General features: G+C 34.8%; 20 protein-coding genes. 15 read left to right on the plus strand and 5 right to left on the minus strand.

Features of this window, described 5'->3' with window-relative positions:
• Positions 1-38: 38 nt before the first annotated feature.
• The 13 genes from NPIRD3C_RS05375 (at position 39) to NPIRD3C_RS05435 (ending at position 13,834) form a co-directional block, all read left to right on the plus strand.
• Positions 39-1,007: a nitroreductase family protein gene (locus tag NPIRD3C_RS05375; RefSeq protein WP_148703182.1), complete on the plus strand. Its 969-nt coding sequence runs from the start codon at positions 39-41 to the stop codon at positions 1,005-1,007.
• 39 nt (positions 1,008-1,046) lie between these two features.
• Positions 1,047-1,847, plus strand: a complete 801-nt coding sequence (locus tag NPIRD3C_RS05380; RefSeq protein ID WP_148704139.1) for a helix-turn-helix transcriptional regulator — start codon at positions 1,047-1,049, stop codon at positions 1,845-1,847.
• A 37-nt stretch (positions 1,848-1,884) separates the two neighbouring features.
• The gene (locus tag NPIRD3C_RS05385; protein WP_148703183.1) at positions 1,885-2,100 is read left to right on the plus strand and encodes a hypothetical protein; all 216 of its coding nucleotides are present in this window, start codon (positions 1,885-1,887) and stop codon (positions 2,098-2,100) included.
• Positions 2,101-2,246: 146 nt separating this feature from the next.
• On the plus strand, positions 2,247-2,465 hold the full coding sequence (locus NPIRD3C_RS05390) for a hypothetical protein (protein WP_148703184.1): 219 nt from the start codon (positions 2,247-2,249) through the stop codon (positions 2,463-2,465).
• Between the two features lie 16 nt (positions 2,466-2,481).
• A complete protein-coding gene (locus NPIRD3C_RS05395; RefSeq protein WP_237087609.1) occupies positions 2,482-2,871 on the plus strand; it encodes a DUF6659 family protein in 390 nt (129 codons plus the stop codon).
• Positions 2,872-3,124: 253 nt separating this feature from the next.
• Entirely contained in the window at positions 3,125-4,033 is a 909-nt protein-coding gene (locus tag NPIRD3C_RS05400; RefSeq protein WP_148703185.1) for a hypothetical protein, read from the plus strand.
• Positions 4,034-4,424: 391 nt separating this feature from the next.
• Positions 4,425-6,587: a M20/M25/M40 family metallo-hydrolase gene (locus NPIRD3C_RS05405; protein WP_148703186.1), complete on the plus strand. Its 2,163-nt coding sequence runs from the start codon at positions 4,425-4,427 to the stop codon at positions 6,585-6,587.
• Positions 6,588-6,662: 75 nt separating this feature from the next.
• Positions 6,663-8,309 carry a magnesium/cobalt transporter CorA gene (gene corA, locus NPIRD3C_RS05410; protein ID WP_148703187.1) on the plus strand — a complete coding sequence of 549 codons (1,647 nt, stop codon included), beginning with the start codon at positions 6,663-6,665 and terminating at the stop codon, positions 8,307-8,309.
• A gap of 9 nt (positions 8,310-8,318) precedes the next feature.
• Positions 8,319-9,122 (plus strand): ion transporter, encoded by an 804-nt coding sequence (locus tag NPIRD3C_RS05415; RefSeq protein WP_148703188.1) that lies wholly within the window; start codon positions 8,319-8,321, stop codon positions 9,120-9,122.
• 15 nt (positions 9,123-9,137) lie between these two features.
• Positions 9,138-10,769: a gamma-glutamyltransferase gene (gene ggt / locus NPIRD3C_RS05420; RefSeq protein WP_148703189.1), complete on the plus strand. Its 1,632-nt coding sequence runs from the start codon at positions 9,138-9,140 to the stop codon at positions 10,767-10,769.
• Positions 10,766-11,539 carry an N-formylglutamate amidohydrolase gene (locus NPIRD3C_RS05425; protein WP_148703190.1) on the plus strand — a complete coding sequence of 258 codons (774 nt, stop codon included), beginning with the start codon at positions 10,766-10,768 and terminating at the stop codon, positions 11,537-11,539. The genes ggt and NPIRD3C_RS05425 overlap by 4 nt, the downstream gene beginning before the upstream one ends.
• Positions 11,540-11,666: 127 nt before the next feature.
• Positions 11,667-12,974, plus strand: a complete 1,308-nt coding sequence (locus NPIRD3C_RS05430; RefSeq protein ID WP_192827835.1) for a helix-turn-helix domain-containing protein — start codon at positions 11,667-11,669, stop codon at positions 12,972-12,974.
• Between the two features lie 122 nt (positions 12,975-13,096).
• A complete protein-coding gene (locus NPIRD3C_RS05435) occupies positions 13,097-13,834 on the plus strand; it encodes a plastocyanin (RefSeq protein ID WP_237087610.1) in 738 nt (245 codons plus the stop codon).
• A 15-nt stretch (positions 13,835-13,849) separates the two neighbouring features.
• Here the strand turns inward: NPIRD3C_RS05435 and NPIRD3C_RS05440 are convergent, their stop codons facing one another.
• Both NPIRD3C_RS05440 and NPIRD3C_RS05445 read right to left on the minus strand, forming a co-directional pair.
• Positions 13,850-14,302 (minus strand): hypothetical protein, encoded by a 453-nt coding sequence (locus NPIRD3C_RS05440; RefSeq protein WP_148703191.1) that lies wholly within the window; start codon positions 14,300-14,302, stop codon positions 13,850-13,852.
• Positions 14,303-14,304: 2 nt separating this feature from the next.
• On the minus strand, positions 14,305-16,071 hold the full coding sequence (locus NPIRD3C_RS05445) for an SDR family NAD(P)-dependent oxidoreductase (protein ID WP_148703192.1): 1,767 nt from the start codon (positions 16,069-16,071) through the stop codon (positions 14,305-14,307).
• Positions 16,072-16,167: 96 nt separating this feature from the next.
• Between NPIRD3C_RS05445 and NPIRD3C_RS05450 the strand changes: the two genes are divergently transcribed.
• Together NPIRD3C_RS05450 and NPIRD3C_RS05455 are read left to right on the plus strand one after the other, a co-directional pair.
• On the plus strand, positions 16,168-16,404 hold the full coding sequence (locus tag NPIRD3C_RS05450; protein ID WP_148703193.1) for a hypothetical protein: 237 nt from the start codon (positions 16,168-16,170) through the stop codon (positions 16,402-16,404).
• A gap of 2 nt (positions 16,405-16,406) precedes the next feature.
• Positions 16,407-16,784, plus strand: a complete 378-nt coding sequence (locus NPIRD3C_RS05455) for a hypothetical protein (protein WP_148703194.1) — start codon at positions 16,407-16,409, stop codon at positions 16,782-16,784.
• Here NPIRD3C_RS05455 and endA read toward each other — a convergent pair.
• From endA to NPIRD3C_RS05470, 3 genes are all read right to left on the minus strand, one after another.
• Positions 16,781-17,317, minus strand: coding sequence for a tRNA-intron lyase (gene endA, locus NPIRD3C_RS05460; RefSeq protein WP_148703195.1), 537 nt, complete (start codon positions 17,315-17,317; stop codon positions 16,781-16,783). The genes NPIRD3C_RS05455 and endA overlap by 4 nt on opposite strands.
• Before the next feature lie 93 nt (positions 17,318-17,410).
• Positions 17,411-18,064 carry a DUF47 domain-containing protein gene (locus NPIRD3C_RS05465; RefSeq protein ID WP_148703196.1) on the minus strand — a complete coding sequence of 218 codons (654 nt, stop codon included), beginning with the start codon at positions 18,062-18,064 and terminating at the stop codon, positions 17,411-17,413.
• Between the two features lie 66 nt (positions 18,065-18,130).
• Positions 18,131-19,897 carry an ATP-dependent DNA ligase gene (locus NPIRD3C_RS05470; protein ID WP_148703197.1) on the minus strand — a complete coding sequence of 589 codons (1,767 nt, stop codon included), beginning with the start codon at positions 19,895-19,897 and terminating at the stop codon, positions 18,131-18,133.
• Between the last annotated feature and the right edge of the window lie 34 nt (positions 19,898-19,931).

Genomic DNA, 19,931 nt, shown 5'->3' on the forward strand with positions numbered 1-19,931 from the left:
ACACTTCTTTTTTATAATAACTAACACAGAAAAAAGCTATGAAATTTCGTACAGTAGAACCATCTTACACTTCAAAGGATGGATGCCGATTAGTGTGGCAAGGCGTGGATGAAGATGATGCTGATGTTGTCATATTAAACAAAGAAGAACTCGCCAAACTAGTTGAGATATTAAAACAAAATAAAACTGGCGAAGTTGAGCTAGAAGACCAAACCAGCTTTATTCGAATAAACTCTGATGTTACCCAGTTTAGCTTAACCAATCATGATTTACTTGAAGCCAATACCTCTGAAATTCAAGAACAGATTTTAGAATTTGCCAAAGTTCCACATGAACCACAATATGTTTACATTGGAACTAAAGAATTCTATCCTTCTGTCTGGATTCGAGATGATTCAAAACAAAAAGAGGATGCTCCTAAAAAGACATCAAAGCAGTCATTGATTCAGGCCATATTGTCCTCTGAACCTGAAAAACTCAGACAAGATCTTTCCCCTACTGACTTGTTTAGAGTATTTGCAACTAGACGTTCCACTAGAAAATTTGATAAGACAAAAGTGGAGGACTGGAAGATTGACAAGATTTTATCTGCAGCTGATGTTGCACCAACTGCTGGTAATTTTCAAGGATTTCAGGTGTTTCTTGTTAAAAACAAGTCTGCCAAAGAAGCACTAGTTGAGGCTGCAAACAAGCAACCATACGTAAATGCTCCTGTCGTTTTGGTGTTTTGTACAGACCCTTCTAGAGTAAATCTGAAATTTCCGCCTGATATTTTGGAAAAATTCTCCCTACAAGATGCAACTATTGCTGCAGCATTTTCATTACTTGCAGCATCTGGGGTTGGGTTGAGTACAATTTGGATAGGCATGTTTGATGAGGAAAAAGTAAAGAAAATTTTGGGCACTGATCTCAGACCTTCATCTATCTTGTGTATTGGGTATCCTGACAAGAAAAAATCCCCAAAATCTAGAAGAAAACTCAAAGAACTGATCAAGGTAATAGAGTAAACTGGAATCATTTTTATTTTGTATTGAGGACTAGCCATGATGGCAGATCTTATTGATGAAACTGCAGATTATGTGTTAGAGCTTGCAAGTTCTCAGAGATTAAATATTTTGATCAGTTTGCTAAACAAAGAACTGACTCCTACTGCATTTGCAAAAGAGATTGATGCAACAAAACAAGAAGTTCACAGAAATTTTCTTCGTCTAGAAAAATCGGGTCTGATAAAAAAGAAGGTTAATGGAAAATATACACTTACTACATTTGGGCAAACAATATGCACACAGGTACCTTCACTTGTATTTTTATCTCAAAACAGGAAATATTTTGAAGAGCATACCCTTGGTGATGTTCCACACAAGTTCCAAATGCGTTGCGGACAACTAACAAACTCCCAGTATGTTAAAGGCGTTTCAAAAGTTTTAGAACAGTGGAAACAAATCTACAAAAATTCTGATGAATACATCTATGAGATTTTATCTGAGGTCCCACTAGACTTGATTGAACCACTAGTAAAAAAAGTCAAAAAAGGAATAAAGTTCAACTATGTTTTCTCAGAGTCCGCTGTTGTACCAAAAGGCAGAAAGGCATTACTAAAAAAATTGGGCTTTTACGAGCTTATGGAAAAAGGATTAATTGAAAGGAAGATGGAAAAAAATGTCCAGACTGTTGTGGTACTAAATGAGAAAGAGGCATGTTTGATGTTTCCTACTTTGGATGGAGAGTCTGATATTAGCGAGATGTTTTATTCTGATGATCCGATGTTTCATGAATGGTGTCTTGACTATTTCAGATACTCCTGGTATGGCTCAGACGTATTTAGAGAAAGCAAACTAAAAGAGTAATGTATGTGTTATATGGACAAATTAAATTTGTATTTTCATGGATAAAGACACGATTCAAGAGATAGTTAATTTTATCAATTCCCGATATGATGATGACTTGCCTGGACCTGTCAAATTTATAGTAAAAAGAAAAGCCAAGAAGATTGAAAAACTAGATGTCAATGACATTCCAGAATCCATTAGAAAATGCACTATTGAAGAGTTTATTCTGATTCTAAAAGATGCCTATTCTAAAAAGGAATTACGATTTTAATCTCAAAATGAAGGGGCAAATGGTGAATGTCTCTTGTTTCTTATCTTCACAGCTGACTATCTTCAGAATGAAATCAACTGGTTCTCTTTGAACAAATCTTTATCAATTTGTATCTAATTGATAAACACATTTACTAATCACTTATCATGAAACAAACTTCAAAATTCAAAACTATCTCTAAAAAACATGTTCAAAAGAAAAAAAATCATTTATACAATAACGATAACAGCTTTATTGGCGTGGAATGTCCTTATTGTGAATCAAATGGTAGTTTCATCTTTTGGTCTCAATCTGATACTGTCGGACACTGTCCTCAATGTTCTAAGAATTGGGTAGAATACCAAGGAATGATATGGACCTTTTGATTAGAAGATGATGAAGATGTTATCTACAAAAGATATCCAAAAACTTGATTTGGCATGTACTGAACTTTCAAAAGATGAAAAAATTAGACATGTTGGAGTGATCAATGAGCTTGGACATCTTGTTGCAGGGGGATTCAAAAAAGGAGTTACTGCATTATTGACTGAAGAACGATTAAGGATGCTGTATATGCAGATGCAGCTTGATTTTAACATGAGACAAGAACTAGATGATCTTTTGGGCCCAATAGACTATATTGCATCAAGACGATCAAAATTACTAATCATTAGTGTTCCAATAGGTGAAAACTTGGTGTTAATTGCAGCAGAACCTGATGCAGATGACAAAAAAATAATCAAACATGCCGAAGAACTGTTTGATGATATCTCAATTAATACTCTAAAATGACTGTATTTTAGCAAAAAAGGAAAAACTCTTTGTCATACAGAACAGTAAAACAAGAATCGTGTAAGCACTCTGCATCAGTAAAGATGCCTGGATTAAAAAATAAACGTGAATGTATTTTATGTCACAAAATTTTTGATGGCTAAACTTTTGAGTAGATGAAATGATTTGGTGTTATAGGCATGAATAATTTAAGAACATACAAAAAGCAAGAGGAACTTCAATACTTATGAAATTCTTTTTTATTTTTCTCCTTTTGTTCTTCCTTTCTACAAATTATGCATTTGCACAAAGTGTTTCTCAAACTGAAATTGAAAATTTTTATGGAAATTTTACTTTATCTCTAGAATCCCCTGAAGACTATGTTGAACAAATTACCAAAAATCTAGCTGCTGGTTCAAGTGTGTATGATCTAGCTTTGTATATGCTTAGTATGGCAGTTTATGCTGTATTTGTCTGGCACTTTTACAGATTCATCTCACGACGTGAGATTATTCCAATTGACTATGACAAATATGGTACAGATGGAAAATTATCTGTTACAAGAATAGCTGCATATGCTGCAGCACATGTCTTTTTATTTCCTTTAATTATTTTTGTCTGGTTTTTGGTTTACTCATTTTTCATGTTTATCCTTGCAAAAGACATGCCAATTGATGTGGTCGTACTTGTTTCAATTTCCATAATTGGCGCCACACGAATCACATCCTATTACAAAGAAGATCTTGCTAAAGATGTTGGAAAATTACTTCCATTTGCATTGTTGGGTATATTCCTTACCAGCGCCGCATTTTATACTGACACATCAAACTTTTTCTCAATTGAGGAAATAGAATCAAAATTATCCGGATTGCCAATACTGCTCTCAAGAATAATTGAATTTGTAATCATTATTGTGGCAATTGAAGTAATACTTAGAACATTATTCTTGATTAAACGCAAACTAATTCCTACCATAGAAGAAAAACTAGAAGAGCAAATTGAAGATCAGATTGATGAAAAAATAAAAACACATGTTGAAAAAATAGAAAAGAATCAAAAAAATCTTGAAAAGAAGATAGAAGAGGAAACTGATAGCATTGAAAAGAAGATAGAAAAAGAAACTGATGATATCGAGAAAAAAATTCAAAAAGACTCATCACAAGACAGTACTTTAGGAAAATAATCTCAATTACTGCAGGCTCAACTAATGCAGTTTATGGGTATTTTTTAAAATTTTAAGTAAAATCAAAAAAATATGTCCTTGTTAACTGGAAAATAAATTGACCTGATTAAGAATGAAATCAACTAGATGTTTGATTTTAAAATCAACTCAAAATCATTTTCTCTTTTATACACCTTGTTCTTAGTCAATACATGCGATGTCCTAATTGTGGAAACCAAGCAAGCTGGAGAGATCCAAACTGTAACAAATGCGATGCAACCTTACACCAAAAAAACTGTAAGGGCAAATCTCCTGACTGTAAATGTCATGGAATAAATGATCAGATTTGGACGCAGAAAAAATCTTCACAGGTCTGACACTTGTATAAATATGATAATCTCCGAGAAAAATAATGAAAGTATCACTAATTTACAATCAATCAAAAATTGATCCACAAGATGTTATCAACGTCTTTGGAATGACTACAAAAGAGCACTATAGTCAAAAAGCAGTTGAAAGAGTTGCACGGGCTTTAGAAAAAGGCGGTCATACAGTTAAGGTCATTGAAGGAGATATTCACTTGGCAGATGAGCTTCGTGAATTTATGCCAAAAGTAGTTGCAGGGGACACTCCTGGTATGGTGTTTAACATGGCATATGGAATTCAAGGTCAGAACAGGTACACACATGTTCCTGCGATGATGGAAATGCTTGGAATTCCATACATTGGATCTGGTCCTGCAGGTCATGCAATTGTTCAAGACAAAGTCATGACAAAAATTGTTCTGCAAAAAAATAATATCCCTACCCCGGGATTTTGGGTATTCAAAACACCTGAAGATACATTTGATGATTTAGTTTTTCCTGTAATTGTAAAACCAAAATTGGAATCAACTTCGATGGGTATGGAAGTTGTTGATAATTGGGATGATCTTCGGGCTGCAGTTAAAGTACAAATTGAAAAATTTCAACAAGACATTTTGGTTGAACAATTTATTTCTGGACGAGAGTTTGCCGTTGGGTTAATTGGTAATAATCCAAACATTGAGGTTTTACCCATAGTTGAAATTAATCTAGACAACCCTGATCAAATCCAAACCATAACTGACAAAAAGAAAAAGGGAGGTGTTGATAAAACGTGCCCTGCAAATCTCTCAAAAGAAAAAACAGAAGAGATGAAACAGATGTGTATCAACGCATTCACTTCTTTGGGACTAAATGATTACAGCAGAGTTGATTTTAGAATGGATAAAGATGAGAATCTCTACATTCTAGAGTTAAACTCCATGGCAAGTTTGGGAGTGGGAGGATCTCTGTATTATGCTGCAAAGACTGCTGGATATACTTATGAATCAATGATTAACAAAATTCTTGATGTGGCAGTAATGCGATACTTTGGTTCATTGCATCAGGTGCTAGATGATGATCCTGACATGACTCAACCCTTGCGTGTAATAGCACGTACATATCTTAGAAGTCATTTACACAGTTTTAAGGAGACACTTAGGGATTTTGTCAATCTGAATACTCATGTGTATAATATTGAGCATGTAAATAAACTAGGAAGCATACTTTCTAAGCGACTTAAACATTTAGGATTCAGCGAACACATCCATAATCAGACCGACATTGGAGATATTCGTTTTTTTAAGAATCATAATGACCAAAAAAGTGACGTCTTGATCATTTCCCATTTAGATACTCATTACGGCCCTAATGACTTGATATCGTACTATGAAGATGGTGATAGAATACATGGCTCAGGAATTGCTGAAAGCAAGGGCGGCCTAACCGTAATGTTGGGTGCATTACATGCACTACGCTTTGCAAAACGCCTTCGTAAAGTAAAATGTGCTGTATTGCTTACAACTGATGACAGTCTTGGTGGTAAATTTAGCAAAAAACTAGTTCAACAATATTCTAAAAAATCAAAGTATATCTTGGGATTAAAATCTGCCAGCAAAGATGGTGGAATAATTACAACGTGTTATGGGAGAACCGATTACCAAATCCGTTTTACTTCAAATGAAACGGCTGATGATGTGCATGGTATAATCCCAATGTTAGGCAAAAAAATTTCTGCAATTGAAAAACTATCAAAAGATGAAAAAGATTATCGCATAAGAACCACCTCGGTTGTGGCACAAGGAACGCATGGTCATACTCCTAACTATGCATCACTTTCATTGATATGCAGCTACAAAACTAGTCAACTAGGAGCTACACTTGATTCAAAAATACGTTCCATTATGAAAAAACGTGAAACTGGACAAATAAAACTTGAAGCTGAAATTAACCAAATACAAACTCGACCGCCCGTAATTGAAGAAAAGTCTGACAAAAAATTCTATGAGATGGTAGAAGATTTAGCTAAAAAGCATGAAATCAAAATAAAGAGACATCAACAAATAATGTCCTCTGATATTAGTAATGTACCTTCCAGACTTCCAGCACTTGATGGATTTGGTCCACTTGGGCACAAATACCGCTCTGCCAAAGAATACATAATTCATGATAGCATCGTTGAGCGTTCTGCGTTATTGACCTCAATTCTTTACAAATGCAGTGAAAAATGAGAATTGGGTACATTGGAAAAAATAGACCTATCTCCATTCATATGGCAAATATGGTAACTAGGAAGGGAATAACCATTGAAAGATAAATTTGGAATAATTGTTAATCGACTCATTTACGGCTTTACTTTTGCATTTTTGTATCAAATTGTAATTGGAATTGCAACATCTCTACTTTCATTGCCTCTTACCGGCAACGTTCAGGATCTCATATATGGTGTAGAAAAAATAAATTCTCAAGAAGGAGTCTTATTTGTTGCTTGGTGGATAATCTCCACAATCATCATTACAGTTATTGCACTAGTAATAATTAGATACAAAAAATATCTCTCGCCATACAAAGATGAAAAAGACATTGAAGTTCCACCAAAAATTACTACAATTACTGCAATAATTATTGGCGCTTCTATCTCATTTCTCTTCTTCTTACTTGATGCAATTATTGGTTTAGTGGTAACCCCTGGTTCCCAAACAGATGTCGCAGCAATCTACGAGTCTGCACTTGTTGGTGATTTCACCCCGCTGTTTGTTAGCATTATTTTTTCAATAATTGCAGGATTCATCATTGTAGGAATTGCAAGTAAGACATCAAAAGTAAAAGAACTCACAAAAGACATTGGATTGCAAGACATCACTGGGATTAAACGAATTATGAACATGACTAAAACTCAAAAAACTACCCTATCTGATACAATCGGTCAACGCCCTGGAGCCTTAATTCATGTAGGAGAAAAAAAGGTAGATCATGTTACAATCAACCTAATTGAATATGATGCTGAAAACATCAATCAAGTACAAAATGCTTCTATTGAGCAATGTTTAGAGTCTAAAAACAAACAAAATGTTTCTTGGATTGATATTATTGGAATTCATGACCCAAAAATCATAAAAACATTTGGAGATAGTTTTGATCTTCATCCACTCCACCAATCAAACATAATGAACACTGAATTAAGGCCATCAATTGAAGTATCTGATAATCATATTTTGGTGATGCTAAAAATGCCTCATTACAGCAATGAAACTGGAAAGCTAGAATTAGAACAAGTCTCAATCATTATATCTGAAAATCACCTTGTGACATTTCAAGAAACTCCTGATGATTTCTTTGATCAAATTCGTAAGCGATTGCAAGACAAATCAGGATCTATTAGAAAACTCAAGAGTGATTATCTGGCATATGCGATAATTGATGCAATTGTTGACAGCTATTTTTTGGTAATAGAACAAGTCGGTGACATCACTGAAGACATAGAGGAAGAATTAATGAAAAACCCTACTGCTGAAACTATGCAGACCATTCAAACATTAAAGCGCAGAATGATAGCACTAAGAAAATCAATCTGGCCTGCTAGAGAGATTGTAGATTCTTTAATACGTGAAGATACGATTTTCATTTCTGAAAATACTAAAACCTATCTTCGTGATGTTTACAATCATGTGATCCAAGTAACTGATTCTATTGAAGGGTTACGTGATGTGATTGGGGGTATGCTTGACACATATCTGTCTAGCGTAAGTAATAGAATGAATGAAGTCATGAAGACTCTTACAATTATTGCGTCCATATTCATTCCAATTACATTCATAGCTGGAATTTATGGTACTAATTTTTCATATGTACCAGAACTGGCATGGGAAGGAAGTTACTTTGTAATGCTTGGTGCGATGGGAATTATCTCTATTACCATGATTGCATATTTCAAAAAGAAACGGTGGATGTAGTGAAGTATAGTGGTTAGCAGTATACTTCAAAGAACTTATGAAATTCTTGAAGGTACTACTAATGACAAATTAGCCAAGGGGTTTCAGATTTTCATTATATCTTTAATTTCCGTAAATGTACTTGTAGTGATTATTGAAACTGAGGAATCTGTTTTAGATGAATATGGTTATTTCTTTACCCCCTTTGAAGTCTTTTCTATCATTGTTTTTACAGGAGAATATGCTGGACGACTAATTGTTTGCAAACTCAATCCAAAATATCAGAATAAAAAATTTGCATTACTACGATTAGTTTTTTCTCCCATGATGTTAGTTGATTTAGCTGCAATTTTGCCATTCTTCTTGCCATTTATTGTCACAGATGTAAGATTCATCAGAATCATCAGGTTGTTGAGATTATTCAGATTATTCAAACTTGCAAGATATTCTGAACCAATGCAAACATTGGGCGAAGTATTCAAGTCAAAAGCAGGTGATTTGGCTGTAGCATTCTTTATCTTGTTCATTGTCTTGATTTTTGCTTCTAGCTTGATGTATCATGCAGAACATCAGGCTCAGCCTGAAGTATTCTCTAGTATTCCTACTTCTATGTGGTGGGGAGTGATCACCTTGACTACCATTGGCTATGGTGATGTATACCCAATCACTTTGGCTGGAAAAATAATTGGTGCAGGTGTTGCAATTCTTGGAATAGCAGTTTATGCAATTCCTACAGGTATCATGGCCTCTGCATTTACAGAGGAATTGAGGAGAAGACGTGAAACAGAAAACAAGAAATGTCCTCACTGTGGCAAGGACATTACAGGAATATGATATGGAGATTAAAAATTGGATATTAGACAAATAGAAAGCTCATTCAAACCAACTTCAAACAAAAAATGTGCCGTTGGCAAAAAGGGAATGGTTGCATCAGCATTTCCTGATGCTACAAAGGCTGGAATTGAGATGCTCAAAAAAGGTGGCAATGCAATTGATGCTGCATGTGCTACTGCACTAGCATTAGGTGTTTGTGAACCTCAAGCATCTGGAATTGGAGGACAATCTATGGCAATTATTCAATATAATGGAAAATCACATGCCATTGATGGTTCTAGCCGTGCTCCATCCCTTGCTCATTCATCTAGATTTAGAAAAAAAAGACATCGACGTTTAGGATACAGAGCTACTACTATTCCAAGCACTTTAGCTACAATTGGATTTTTGCATGATAGATATGGTAAATTAGAATGGCAAAAGATAGTTGCTCCTTCTATTAGAATTGCAAAAAAAGGTTACAAAATTACCAAACTACAACATGATTTGCAAGAAAGAGAATTGAAAAACTTTCTTTCAATAAAATCAAAATCTGGGGCAAAATATTTTCTCAAAGATGGTGTTGTTCCATATGATGTTGGAGATACATTCATTCAACCTGATCTAGCTTATACTCTTGAAGTAATTTCAGAATACGGGTACAGTGTTTTTTACCATGGCTCAATTGCAAAAGCAATTGCAAAAGACATGGAAGAAAATAGAGGATTGATACGAGAAGAAGATTTGTCCTATATGCCTGAACCAATTATACGAAAACCCTTAAGCAGAAAATATCGACATGTTACAGTTTCAACTTTGCCTCCACCTGCAGCTGGAAGAACACTACTGCTTACACTCATGATGCTTAATCACTTACCATCAAAATTCTTGCGTAGCTCAAAACCTAGTTCATATCACTTTGTTGCCGAGACATTTAGAAAGGCATTCTTGCATCGATTGCAACGCCCATTTAATCGTCATACTTATGACCAAATCACAGACAAGTTCCACCTCCAGCGCTCTTTTGCAAAACAGATGGCAGAGTCAATTCACAACTCTATGGATGCGACCCTGCCTATGATTGATCCTGAATTTGGCGGAGAAGATACTACCCACCTATCCACAATGGATGCAGAAGGAAATGCTGTTGGTATTACTCAGTCAGTAGAGCTTGCATATGGCTCAAAAGCTGCAGCTGACGGTTTAGGATTTTTGTACAATAATTACATGTCTGCATTTGAATTTACAAATCCAAACCATCCTTACTATATACGCCCAAACGCAATTCCTTGGACATCTGTTTCTCCGGCATTAATTTTTAATGATTCTAAACTTTGGATGGTAGTTGGAAGTCCTGGTAGCCAGAGAATATTTTCTACAGTGACACAATTTCTATCAAGAATTATTGATGGCAATTTGCCAATGAGTGATGCAATTATCAGACCACGCTTTCATTGCTCTATTGGTGGAACTGTTAGCATTGAGGATGGTGGATTTCGTAAAGAAGTAGTTGATTTTCTCAAAGAAATGGGATATGAAATCTCAGTCAAGGAGAGATACTCATTTTACCATGGTGCTATTCATGCAGCCATGAAAATGCAAACTAAAAACGGTTTTCAAGGAGTAGCTGAAGTCAGGCGTGATGGAACAGCAGAAGGATTAGATTGAATAAACTTCCTGTCTTACTATCAATTCCACATGGGGGATTGAAAAAACCTGCAGAACTTGAGGGACACCTGTCAATTACCAATAAGGACTTGTTTGATGATTCTGATCCTTTTGTAATTGAAATGTATGACTTGCAAGATAAAGTTCAGCGTGTAATAAAAACAGACATTGCAAGGACATTTGTTGATCTCAATCGTTCACTACAGGACATGCCTCCAAACAACCCTGATGGGTTAATTAAGAGCTCAACGTGTTATGAAAAACCAATCTATATCGTAGGAAAAGAACCTGATGAATCTCTTAGAACTCTGTTAATTGAATTGTATTACCTACCCTACCATAGGGCAATTCAAAAAAGCTTTACAGAACTTGATTTACAACTATGTCTTGATTGCCATTCTATGGCATCAACTGCTCCTGGTATTTCTCCTGATGGAAAAGACAAGAAAAGACCATTGTTTTGCCTCTCAAATCAAGATGGCTCTACATCTTCTAACGAGATGATTGAATTGCTTGCTGATTGTATCTCTGAATATTACTCTATTGACAGGAAAGATATTTCATTAAATGATCCATTCCATGGAGGACACATCACTAAAACATATGGGAACAATCCCATTCCTTGGATTCAAGTTGAGATGAATCGAAGTCTCTACTTGTCTGATCCTTGGTTTGATGAAAACTCTCTATCTGTAGATTTTACACATCTTCAAAAACTCAACAAACAATTTGAAAATTCTTTGAATGCCTACTTTTCAAAGATTGTGTGATTTTATCTTGATTCTTGATATGAATTTCATGTTGGTACTTGATTGTTGTTGAACTATCTGTTATGATTCAAAATTGATCAATTAGCTGTCTTAATAGGCATAAATAGTCAAGTAGCTTTATTCTCTCATGGGATTATCTAATCCAGAACTTAATGGATTACGAGTATTTACCCCATCTTCAATTCTTGATAACACAATAGGGTTTTTTGAATTTTTACGATATGAAACAAAATCTCTAAGGGATACAAACGCAGTCATAAAAGATGATTTTTTAGAACTAATCCCAAAAAGCACAAAAATAAAGAAAGCTTCCAAACTTAAAAAATCTGAAATTTCAAAACAATTTAATGAATTTATAAAGAATTTGGATCGAACGCTTTTTGTAAAAAACACTCCCGATGAAATTGTTGATATAAAGTGGGAAAGAATAGATAGCTTTTGCAAATTATTACGATTAATTGAAAGAAGTGATGAACGTAAGGTTCGTTGGGCACTGTATCATGTTTTTGCAACTGGCAAAACAAAAATCTCAAAACAAAATTTGAATGACCTTTTGAAAGACTTTAAGATAAAGAACTTGGACAAAGTTCTTGCAAAAATTATCAAGACTGAGACATTATCTGGATTGGATGCAACTTATGATGGAAAAATATTCACTATTAATCACAAATCTGGCGATAAACTTGTTTCACATTATTTAGCTGATGCAATTGAAGAACCATCAAGACGTTCTCCTGGTGAGTTAGAAGAAGAGATATTGGATTTAATTGATGAAGGATCTTATTCCAATCAAGAAATATCTCAAGCATTATTGCTTGATGAAGGACTTGTATCCCGAACAATTAGTAAGCTACGAGATCAAGATAAGATTATACTTTCAAGTTTTGGTCAACGTGGAACAAGATACTTTACAACAAATTGCGATAATTGTCCTTTTGGAACAACAAAGGCATCGTGTAGAAAAGAGGCAATATCATACATTGCATCTGCTTTTATGCAAGACTTTGGATTGGATCTTTCTGCAAGTGACTTTGAGTCTGTGGAAGCAAATCAGGCACTTTTAAAAATTAAAAGAATTGTAATGATGGCAAGAAAAGAAAAAAACACCAAACTTGAGCGTAATTTGAGTCAAAATCTGGAATTTTTACTATCTAAAGTAGTTGATAAATTCACCGAGATTGAATCTCCTGACAAAAAATCTTTGAATGTGCCTGAAATCAAGATGGAAATCACTTCAGACATATCAAAACTGCCACTTTTGTATCAGTTAGGTCTAAAAAAAGGAGCCAGAGGTGGAATACACCTAATGGATGAGATGCTCCATTTAGCATCAAAATCTATCAAAACAGAAGACAGACTAAAAATCAAAAAACATGCTTTAAACGAGACAAACAAATTCCTAAAAAACATCGGCCTCGATAAAAAAGACTCCTAGGTATTTCATTAGGAATTTTTTATCCAACGCAATTGAATCTAATGTTTCAACTTTCATACTGTGTGATTGAATTGTTTTTTCTCAAAATCATCTTTTTATACAAACAATTCCCAAAATAATGGATGCCATTGAATCGTAAATTATTGTTATTGATTCCAGTTCTGATGTTTGTTGGAGTTGGATTTTATTCTGTTTCTGCTGAATCCCTTGTTCCTTCATGGATAAAAAACACTGCACTATGGTATGGTGAGGGTTCTATCTCTGAGCAAGAATTCTTGGACTCTATGCAGTTCCTAATTAATAATAATATTATATTTTTAGACAAGGTTGAAAAAGGCAAGGTCCTAGATCCGATTATTACATCTGATGATGTTATTGTCACAAAACCTAGAATCAATCAGTGCTCTGTATTGTACCAAGCATACAAAAATGTTGGAAAAATACAGTTTGTTGCAAAATATGATCACATTACATTTATCAATACATGTGTAAAACTCTACCAAGATCCTATATGGAATTATCAAGGAGAAGATAGAGTAGACAAACTCAATGAGCGATTTATGGAACTCAATCAAACCCTAAAAGAGGAGAGAGCAAAACTGTCATACGCCACATCAATTAAAATCATCTCAAAGACAGATATCGGGCAAGGAAAGTATGATGTAAAATTCAACGCATGTGCAGGAGATAAGAGAATTGACAAGGCAAAGATTCTTGTAAAATCTGAAATTGAGGCAGTTCAGGTAGGTACCAGCAAAGATATTCCTGAAAACTCTTGCAGAACATATGTAACACAACTACATGCAAAAAATCCGGCAAATATTCAGGCTAGTGTACTAGAAGAAGTTTTTGTTGAATAACTAATCTATCTTAATTTATCTTGGAGGCTCTTTTTTAATTCTATAGATGTTTTTCTTTGATAGGACGATAGGTTCACCACTGTTATCAGTGCCTTCGTAATCTACCCCAATCTTTCCAAACTCATCGTCAATGTCTTCAACTTGTGAAATCGTAAATTTTAATTTCAGTACTTCGTCTGTGTATAGTGGTTTGAGAAATCTTGTGTTTCTGTTTTTCCACTCTGGGTCTCCATCTGTTCCAAGAAATACAATATGATTCCCATAAATCTGGTTCAGTCTTGAAAATTCCCCTTCCATTCTAGATAATATTGCTCTGCCTGAAACTATTTGCTGTTCTCCTTTTTGCTTGTCTTCTAGGAATGCATTTCTTACTCTAGAAAAATTCAGGTATTCCTCTAATTCCTTGTCTGAAATACTACATGTAGAATGAAATGTGTCTCCTACTCTGAATTCCGAAAATTTCTTCATTCTTATCTTGATTCATCAACACAGAAAGTAACTTCAGCTGATGAAGCAGCGCTATCTGAAACAAGGAAATTAATTGCATCTGCAATTCTCTCATTATTTGGCTCTCCACCTGTTACAGTTCCTGGGAAAACCGAAAACATTCTGATTTTAGATTTTAATACATCGCTTAATTCCTGATTGACTGTTGTTGTAAATGGTCTTAATGCTCCTCTGAAAACTTCTACCTGTGCTCTTTGCGTTCCTGTAGTCTTTCTTCCAACTGGCAAGTCTGGACCGATGATCATAATTGCTCCCTTTGCATCCTTGTAAAGGCGTGGGTCTTTTCCTCCACCTGGGACAAACTGTTCTAGTGCTCTTTGTGCTACTGTTGCAGGAGTTACAATGAATTTTGCAACAAGTTCATCCCATCCTGCCCTTGTTAACTCTGTTAATTTTCCAACTTCTGGCAGTTTTCCTGTAGTATGAATTACAGCTAGAACTTCTCCGATGTTGGTCTTGGCTGTGTTTAGCCACCTTTCAACTTCCTCAGGATTTGTAATATCTACTACATGTGAATGGAATTTTCCGCTAATTTGTTCTTGAATCTCCGTTGGAGTGGTTTTTGAAATAAAGCATGCAACTTTGCCGCCATTTTTCTCAACATGGTCTGCCAAAAATTCAACTCTTTCAGAATCTGCTTTGTCAGTTGCATCAACTGTAAAGATTACTGCTTTTCCTGCAAAGTCTGGTTGATGAACTCCTGGTGTTGTAGTTCCAATATGTGGTCTTACTGGATAAAATACTCTGTCTCCTGGAATTACTTTACCGTTTAGAATTTCTGCAATTTTATCATCACACAAATTGAGAACTGATTCTGCAACTTGTGTTTGTTTTAGGAATTCTTGGTCTGCAATCATGTGTGATGTGTTGTTTTGAATCTTTCCTGCCAGCTTTTGAATTTGTTCTAATAATTTTGTAAATGTCTCAGTTAGCTTAGCAACATCTCTGCCGTTTGCTAGTTTTTCTGCTGTTTTTGCAATCCCTTCCTTGTCTACACCATCTGCTAGTATGCATTCTAACAAGTCATCTTTTGCTTCTTCAACTTCAACTGGACTAAGGTCTTCAAATCCACTAACTCTCATGAATTCTGCTGCTGCTTTTGGATAAACTGTTTTGTAAATTCTGTCCGAGTGAACAGGTCCGGGATTTGTTGCAATTGATATGATTCCTTTGTCAGTTAACTCCCATGACATTGCTTCGGCAAGTCTGTTCTTTGCACCTTGTGATGCAGTGTATGGACTTCTAAATCTGTAAGGTCTTTGCTCTAGTGGCCTCTCTTCTGTAAAGAATGTTGAAATTGTTATTATTTTTCCTCCTTCTTTCATTACTTTTAGTGCTTGAACTGAACCCCAGAATGTTCCTGTTAAATGAATTCCAATTGTACTTTTGAATTCATCTAGTGGCGCATTTGCAAAACATGTTACTGGACCTGAAACTCCAGCATTATTAATTATGTAATCTACATTGGTTCCTTCATTTTTTAGAGTATCAAACATTTCATTCATTGCTGTTTCATCAGCAACATCTACACCTGCAAAAATTTTGACTGTTGCATTTACCCCTTGTGGGATTTTTCCTTCAAGTTCTGTTGCTGCTTCTTGTAGGGGTTCCTTTCTTCTACCAAGAATAATTACACTGGCCCCGTTTTCTACAAATTTTGTTGCAATGGCTTTTCCAATACCTGTTCCGCTTCCTGTAACTAGTGCGACTTTGTCTTGGAATTTTAGCATAGATAAAGTCTCAAATCTTTTGTAATATTTAATTGGATTGATCCCTGAAAATTTTTTCTTGATATCTTTATTTGTGGGTATGATTCATGATTCTTGATGCATGATACAGAGCCAGATACATTTGTCTATCAGACATGGCCTGAGAAATTTAGTAGTATGTTAAAGGAGATCGGTGTGGATTCAGAATCAAAAGAAATTGGAACTGATGATGTTGAACAAGGTGATTATTACAGTAGATATTTTGCTAGTACCGCTAGAATGATAACTAATAGAGGATGTCTTGACGTTAAGAATTCTAACATTGACGTGATTCAAATTATTCAAAAGGGCTAAAAATGCAAGATCCAAATCCACTCCCTTGGGGTGCACTAGACAGATTTCAAGCACATTTTATTGTAAGAAAAGATACTGGCCAAGATGTTAGTAACTATGTTGCAAAAACACAACTTACAACCAAAGGCCACTTTGCATCCAAAACTGTTCTCAAAGTGAGTTGGGATGGACCTGGTTCATTAGCTCAAAAATTAAATCAAGATACTGAATTAAATGAGATGATTGCAAGGCAGTCAGTCAAAGATGCTACCATCTATGTTGAGCCAACAGAAAATGCAGTGAGAATTCGCAGTAAATGGGATAATCATTTGTCTTTTGGAATTACAAAAGAGCTTTTTGAAATCTATGATCGTATTGCAGGTCACATAAAATCTGCTTAAGCTTTCCACCAATCTAAAGCTAAAAAGTCAACATTGTCTTTGCCTTTGGGAATTGCTAAAATGAATTGTTTTCTTACAGTTGTTGCAAGTCTTCCTGCAAGTACAATTCCTGTGGATGTAATTGACTCACTTCGATTATACACTTGAATTAAAAACGGTGCATGATCTATTCCTGGACCTTTCTCATAAACTGCAAAATCACAACCAAACTTTATTCCGGGATTGATAATGTAACCCTTGTCTCTAAAATTTTTGTATACTAGATATTTTTTATCAAAATCATGATGCTCTTGTTTGCAAATATCTGTCATCTGTTCAACTGTAACTTTACGTTTTGATTTTGAAATTGTAATTTTTTTATTTTCCAACAAATACAATGCTTCAATTAAATCCAAAATAAGAGGTGCATCAATTTCTTCAATCTTTGGTTTTGGTATTCCTATTGGCTTTCCATAATATCCTTGGCTGAAAAGTTTACGCGACTCTTCGATATTCCATACAATTACTCTATTTTCAATTAACTCTCCTTTCACAATTTTTTTAATAAATTAAAGTGTATATGAATTCACTAGCTTGAAGTGTTCTTTAAAATATAAAATAAAGTAAAAATGTAGATGATGGTTTGTCTATAGGCTTAGTGCTAACAAAATGAAAGAATCTGAAACCCTTTGGCATTTATCTGCCATCTCTTCAATTCCCTCAATTACATCTTTCATTAACATCAATTCTTTGGTGTTTGTGACTTCACTTAGAAGCTTTATTGTTGCTTGTCTGTATTTGATGTCTATTTCTCTTTCAATTGTTTGTGTTTCTTGTGCCAACTCAATTGCATTTGCAGTATTGGTGTTAAGACTTCTAATGATCTCATTTAGTTTGTAGACTTCGTCTACTACCAATTCAATTAGTTTTGTCAAGTCTTTGTCTAGTTTTGCACTTTTTAGTGTAGTTGCTTTTACATTTGAGAGTTTGAATGAGATTCCGGTAATGTAACCTGCAATTTCATCCATTGTATATGCTGTGTTTAGAAGATTCTCTCTATTCATGATCAAACCCCCTACATCTGCAACCTCACGTGTAATCTTTCTTCTTAGATTCTCTACTTCTTCCTCAATTGTTGAGATTTGCTCTAGTGTGTTTTTGATTCCTGTCTTGTCTTTTTTCATCATCAGTTCAGGAAGTGTTGCTAGTTCTCTAGAAGCATTAAGAATTCTGTTGATTTCGTCTTGTAAAACTGCTATAGCCTTTCTTTTTGCTTGAACTTCAAGCTCTCCGCTATACATAACAAAAACTACCAAATCCCAAGGTAATTTAAATCCTCTATGATTTTTGATATTTTTTGAGCATGATTACATGAGGCTTTTGTCATGTGCTACTTTTTTCTGACCTTGGTATAGTGTAATTATTTCTTCATTTGTGGATGCATCCTCTGCCATTTTCTCAACTCTCATTTTTCCAGTAAATTTTGGAAACCTTAACGCAAGTCCTGCACCCTTTCGAACTTTGTCTCTTGCTGCTTTGTGAATTGGACTAAGTGTGATCTCAGATGCAACTACCTCTATTACTAATTCTGGTTCAAACCATACATCAGCTTCCATTTCACTATCGATGCGCGGATTTTTTTTGATTGTAACTTTGGGACTTAGAATTTGATACAATTGGTCCAAATCTTCATCTGAAAATCCAGTACCAACTTTACAAATACTGGTAAATGTATCTTCATCTTCCTCATATGTTGCCAGTAACAAGGTTCCATAACTCCCAGTTCTTCTTCCTTTTCCAAAGAATCCTCCTATGACAACTAGATCTAAACTATCTCCAAGCTCATTTTGATACTCTCTTTTGAGTTTTAACCAATGACTTCCTCGTGAACCTGCTTGATATGGTTTATCAAGCATCTTTAGCATCAGTCCTTCACTTCCTGCGTTTATGCTGTTTTCAAAAAAGTCTTCAATGTCGTTTTCGTTTTTTACTATTGCCATTGGAATGTGTTTTACAAATTCATCTTCTTTTACAACTTTTTCCATCTTCTCTCTTCTTTCTTTATAGTCTAACTCTAAACAGCTTTTTCCATTGCAGTACAAAATATCAAACAGATTAACTGTTATTGGGTACTGTGTAACTGCTTTTTCTATTTTGTATTTTCTTCTTCTGTGCATTAATTCTTGGAATGGTAAAAATTCTCCTGTGTTTTCATTAACTGCAACTGCCTCTGCTTCTAGTATGATGTTTTCTGCTTGAATTGCTTTTGGAATTTTTTCTATTATGTCTGGATAGTAGCTTGAAATGTTTTCTAGACTTCTTGAAAACAAAACAACTTTGTCTCCTTCAATATGCAACTGTACTCTTTCTCCATCTAGCTTGTATTCTGCTGCAAACTCTTCTCCCATTTTCTCAATTGCTTCTTGCTCACTCTTTACTCTGTCTGCAAGCATTGGTCTGATGGGATTAAATAAAATTATTTTGAATTTTTCAACTCCTTCTAATCCGTCATTTGCTAAAATCTCTGCGACTTTTCCCAAGTCGCTAGAAACATTGTATGCATGCTCCAACACTTTTCTGTTTTCTTTATTTCCTGAAAATGCTATTGCTAATGCATCCATTACTGTATTTTCTGCAATTCCTAGTCTTAGTGTTCCTAACAAAATTTTTAGAATAAAACTTGCTTCTAGTGGACTTGCATCGTTTAGAAGACTTGAGATGTACTTCATCTTCATGTCTTGTGATCTGTTTCCTTCTAGCTTTGCAATTTTGAATAGTGTCTCATAAACGCGCTCTACTGTAATGTCTTCTACAAGAAACGTTGTTTGTGTTTTCTGCTCTAGTATTATGGTTGCAGCATGTCCCATGTCTCCTCCTTTTCTATATTCTTCTTCAATTTTTTTAATTGGAATGCCTGAAGACTTTGAAATTGCCCTTATTGCAAGTTTTTCTGCTACTCCTAACTCTATTCCTTCAAAGTCTGGTCTTAGTTTTCCTTGTAAGAGGTAAACTATTTTTGAGATTACTTCTTGTGGTGTCTTTTCAAATAATTCTACCAAGTATTGAGTTAACTCTAATCTCTTTCTAGTTGACTCCATTTTGTTAAATGCGTCAGCTAAAACAGAAAACTCCATTCTAATTCTTTACGTAATGTTGAATAAAAATTGA

It is taken from the genome of Nitrosopumilus piranensis (assembly GCF_000875775.1).
Classification (GTDB): Archaea; Thermoproteota; Nitrososphaeria; order Nitrososphaerales; family Nitrosopumilaceae; genus Nitrosopumilus; species Nitrosopumilus piranensis.

Excerpts from the sequence above, each read along its gene's own strand:
- NPIRD3C_RS05375 (WP_148703182.1), top strand. The coding sequence starts at position 39 with ATGAAATTTCGTACAGTAGAACCATCTTACACTTCAAAGGATGGATGC.
- NPIRD3C_RS05380 (WP_148704139.1), top strand. The coding sequence starts at position 1,047 with ATGGCAGATCTTATTGATGAAACTGCAGATTATGTGTTAGAGCTTGCA.
- NPIRD3C_RS05385 (WP_148703183.1), top strand. The coding sequence starts at position 1,885 with ATGGATAAAGACACGATTCAAGAGATAGTTAATTTTATCAATTCCCGA.
- NPIRD3C_RS05390 (WP_148703184.1), top strand. The coding sequence starts at position 2,247 with ATGAAACAAACTTCAAAATTCAAAACTATCTCTAAAAAACATGTTCAA.
- NPIRD3C_RS05395 (WP_237087609.1), top strand. The coding sequence starts at position 2,482 with ATGTTATCTACAAAAGATATCCAAAAACTTGATTTGGCATGTACTGAA.
- NPIRD3C_RS05405 (WP_148703186.1), top strand. The coding sequence starts at position 4,425 with ATGAAAGTATCACTAATTTACAATCAATCAAAAATTGATCCACAAGAT.
- NPIRD3C_RS05430 (WP_192827835.1), top strand. The coding sequence starts at position 11,667 with ATGGGATTATCTAATCCAGAACTTAATGGATTACGAGTATTTACCCCA.
- NPIRD3C_RS05435 (WP_237087610.1), top strand. The coding sequence starts at position 13,097 with ATGCCATTGAATCGTAAATTATTGTTATTGATTCCAGTTCTGATGTTT.
- NPIRD3C_RS05440 (WP_148703191.1), bottom strand. The coding sequence starts at position 14,302 with ATGAAGAAATTTTCGGAATTCAGAGTAGGAGACACATTTCATTCTACA.
- NPIRD3C_RS05445 (WP_148703192.1), bottom strand. The coding sequence starts at position 16,071 with ATGCTAAAATTCCAAGACAAAGTCGCACTAGTTACAGGAAGCGGAACA.
- NPIRD3C_RS05450 (WP_148703193.1), top strand. The coding sequence starts at position 16,168 with ATGCATGATACAGAGCCAGATACATTTGTCTATCAGACATGGCCTGAG.
- NPIRD3C_RS05455 (WP_148703194.1), top strand. The coding sequence starts at position 16,407 with ATGCAAGATCCAAATCCACTCCCTTGGGGTGCACTAGACAGATTTCAA.
- NPIRD3C_RS05465 (WP_148703196.1), bottom strand. The coding sequence starts at position 18,064 with ATGTATAGCGGAGAGCTTGAAGTTCAAGCAAAAAGAAAGGCTATAGCA.
- NPIRD3C_RS05470 (WP_148703197.1), bottom strand. The coding sequence starts at position 19,897 with ATGGAGTTTTCTGTTTTAGCTGACGCATTTAACAAAATGGAGTCAACT.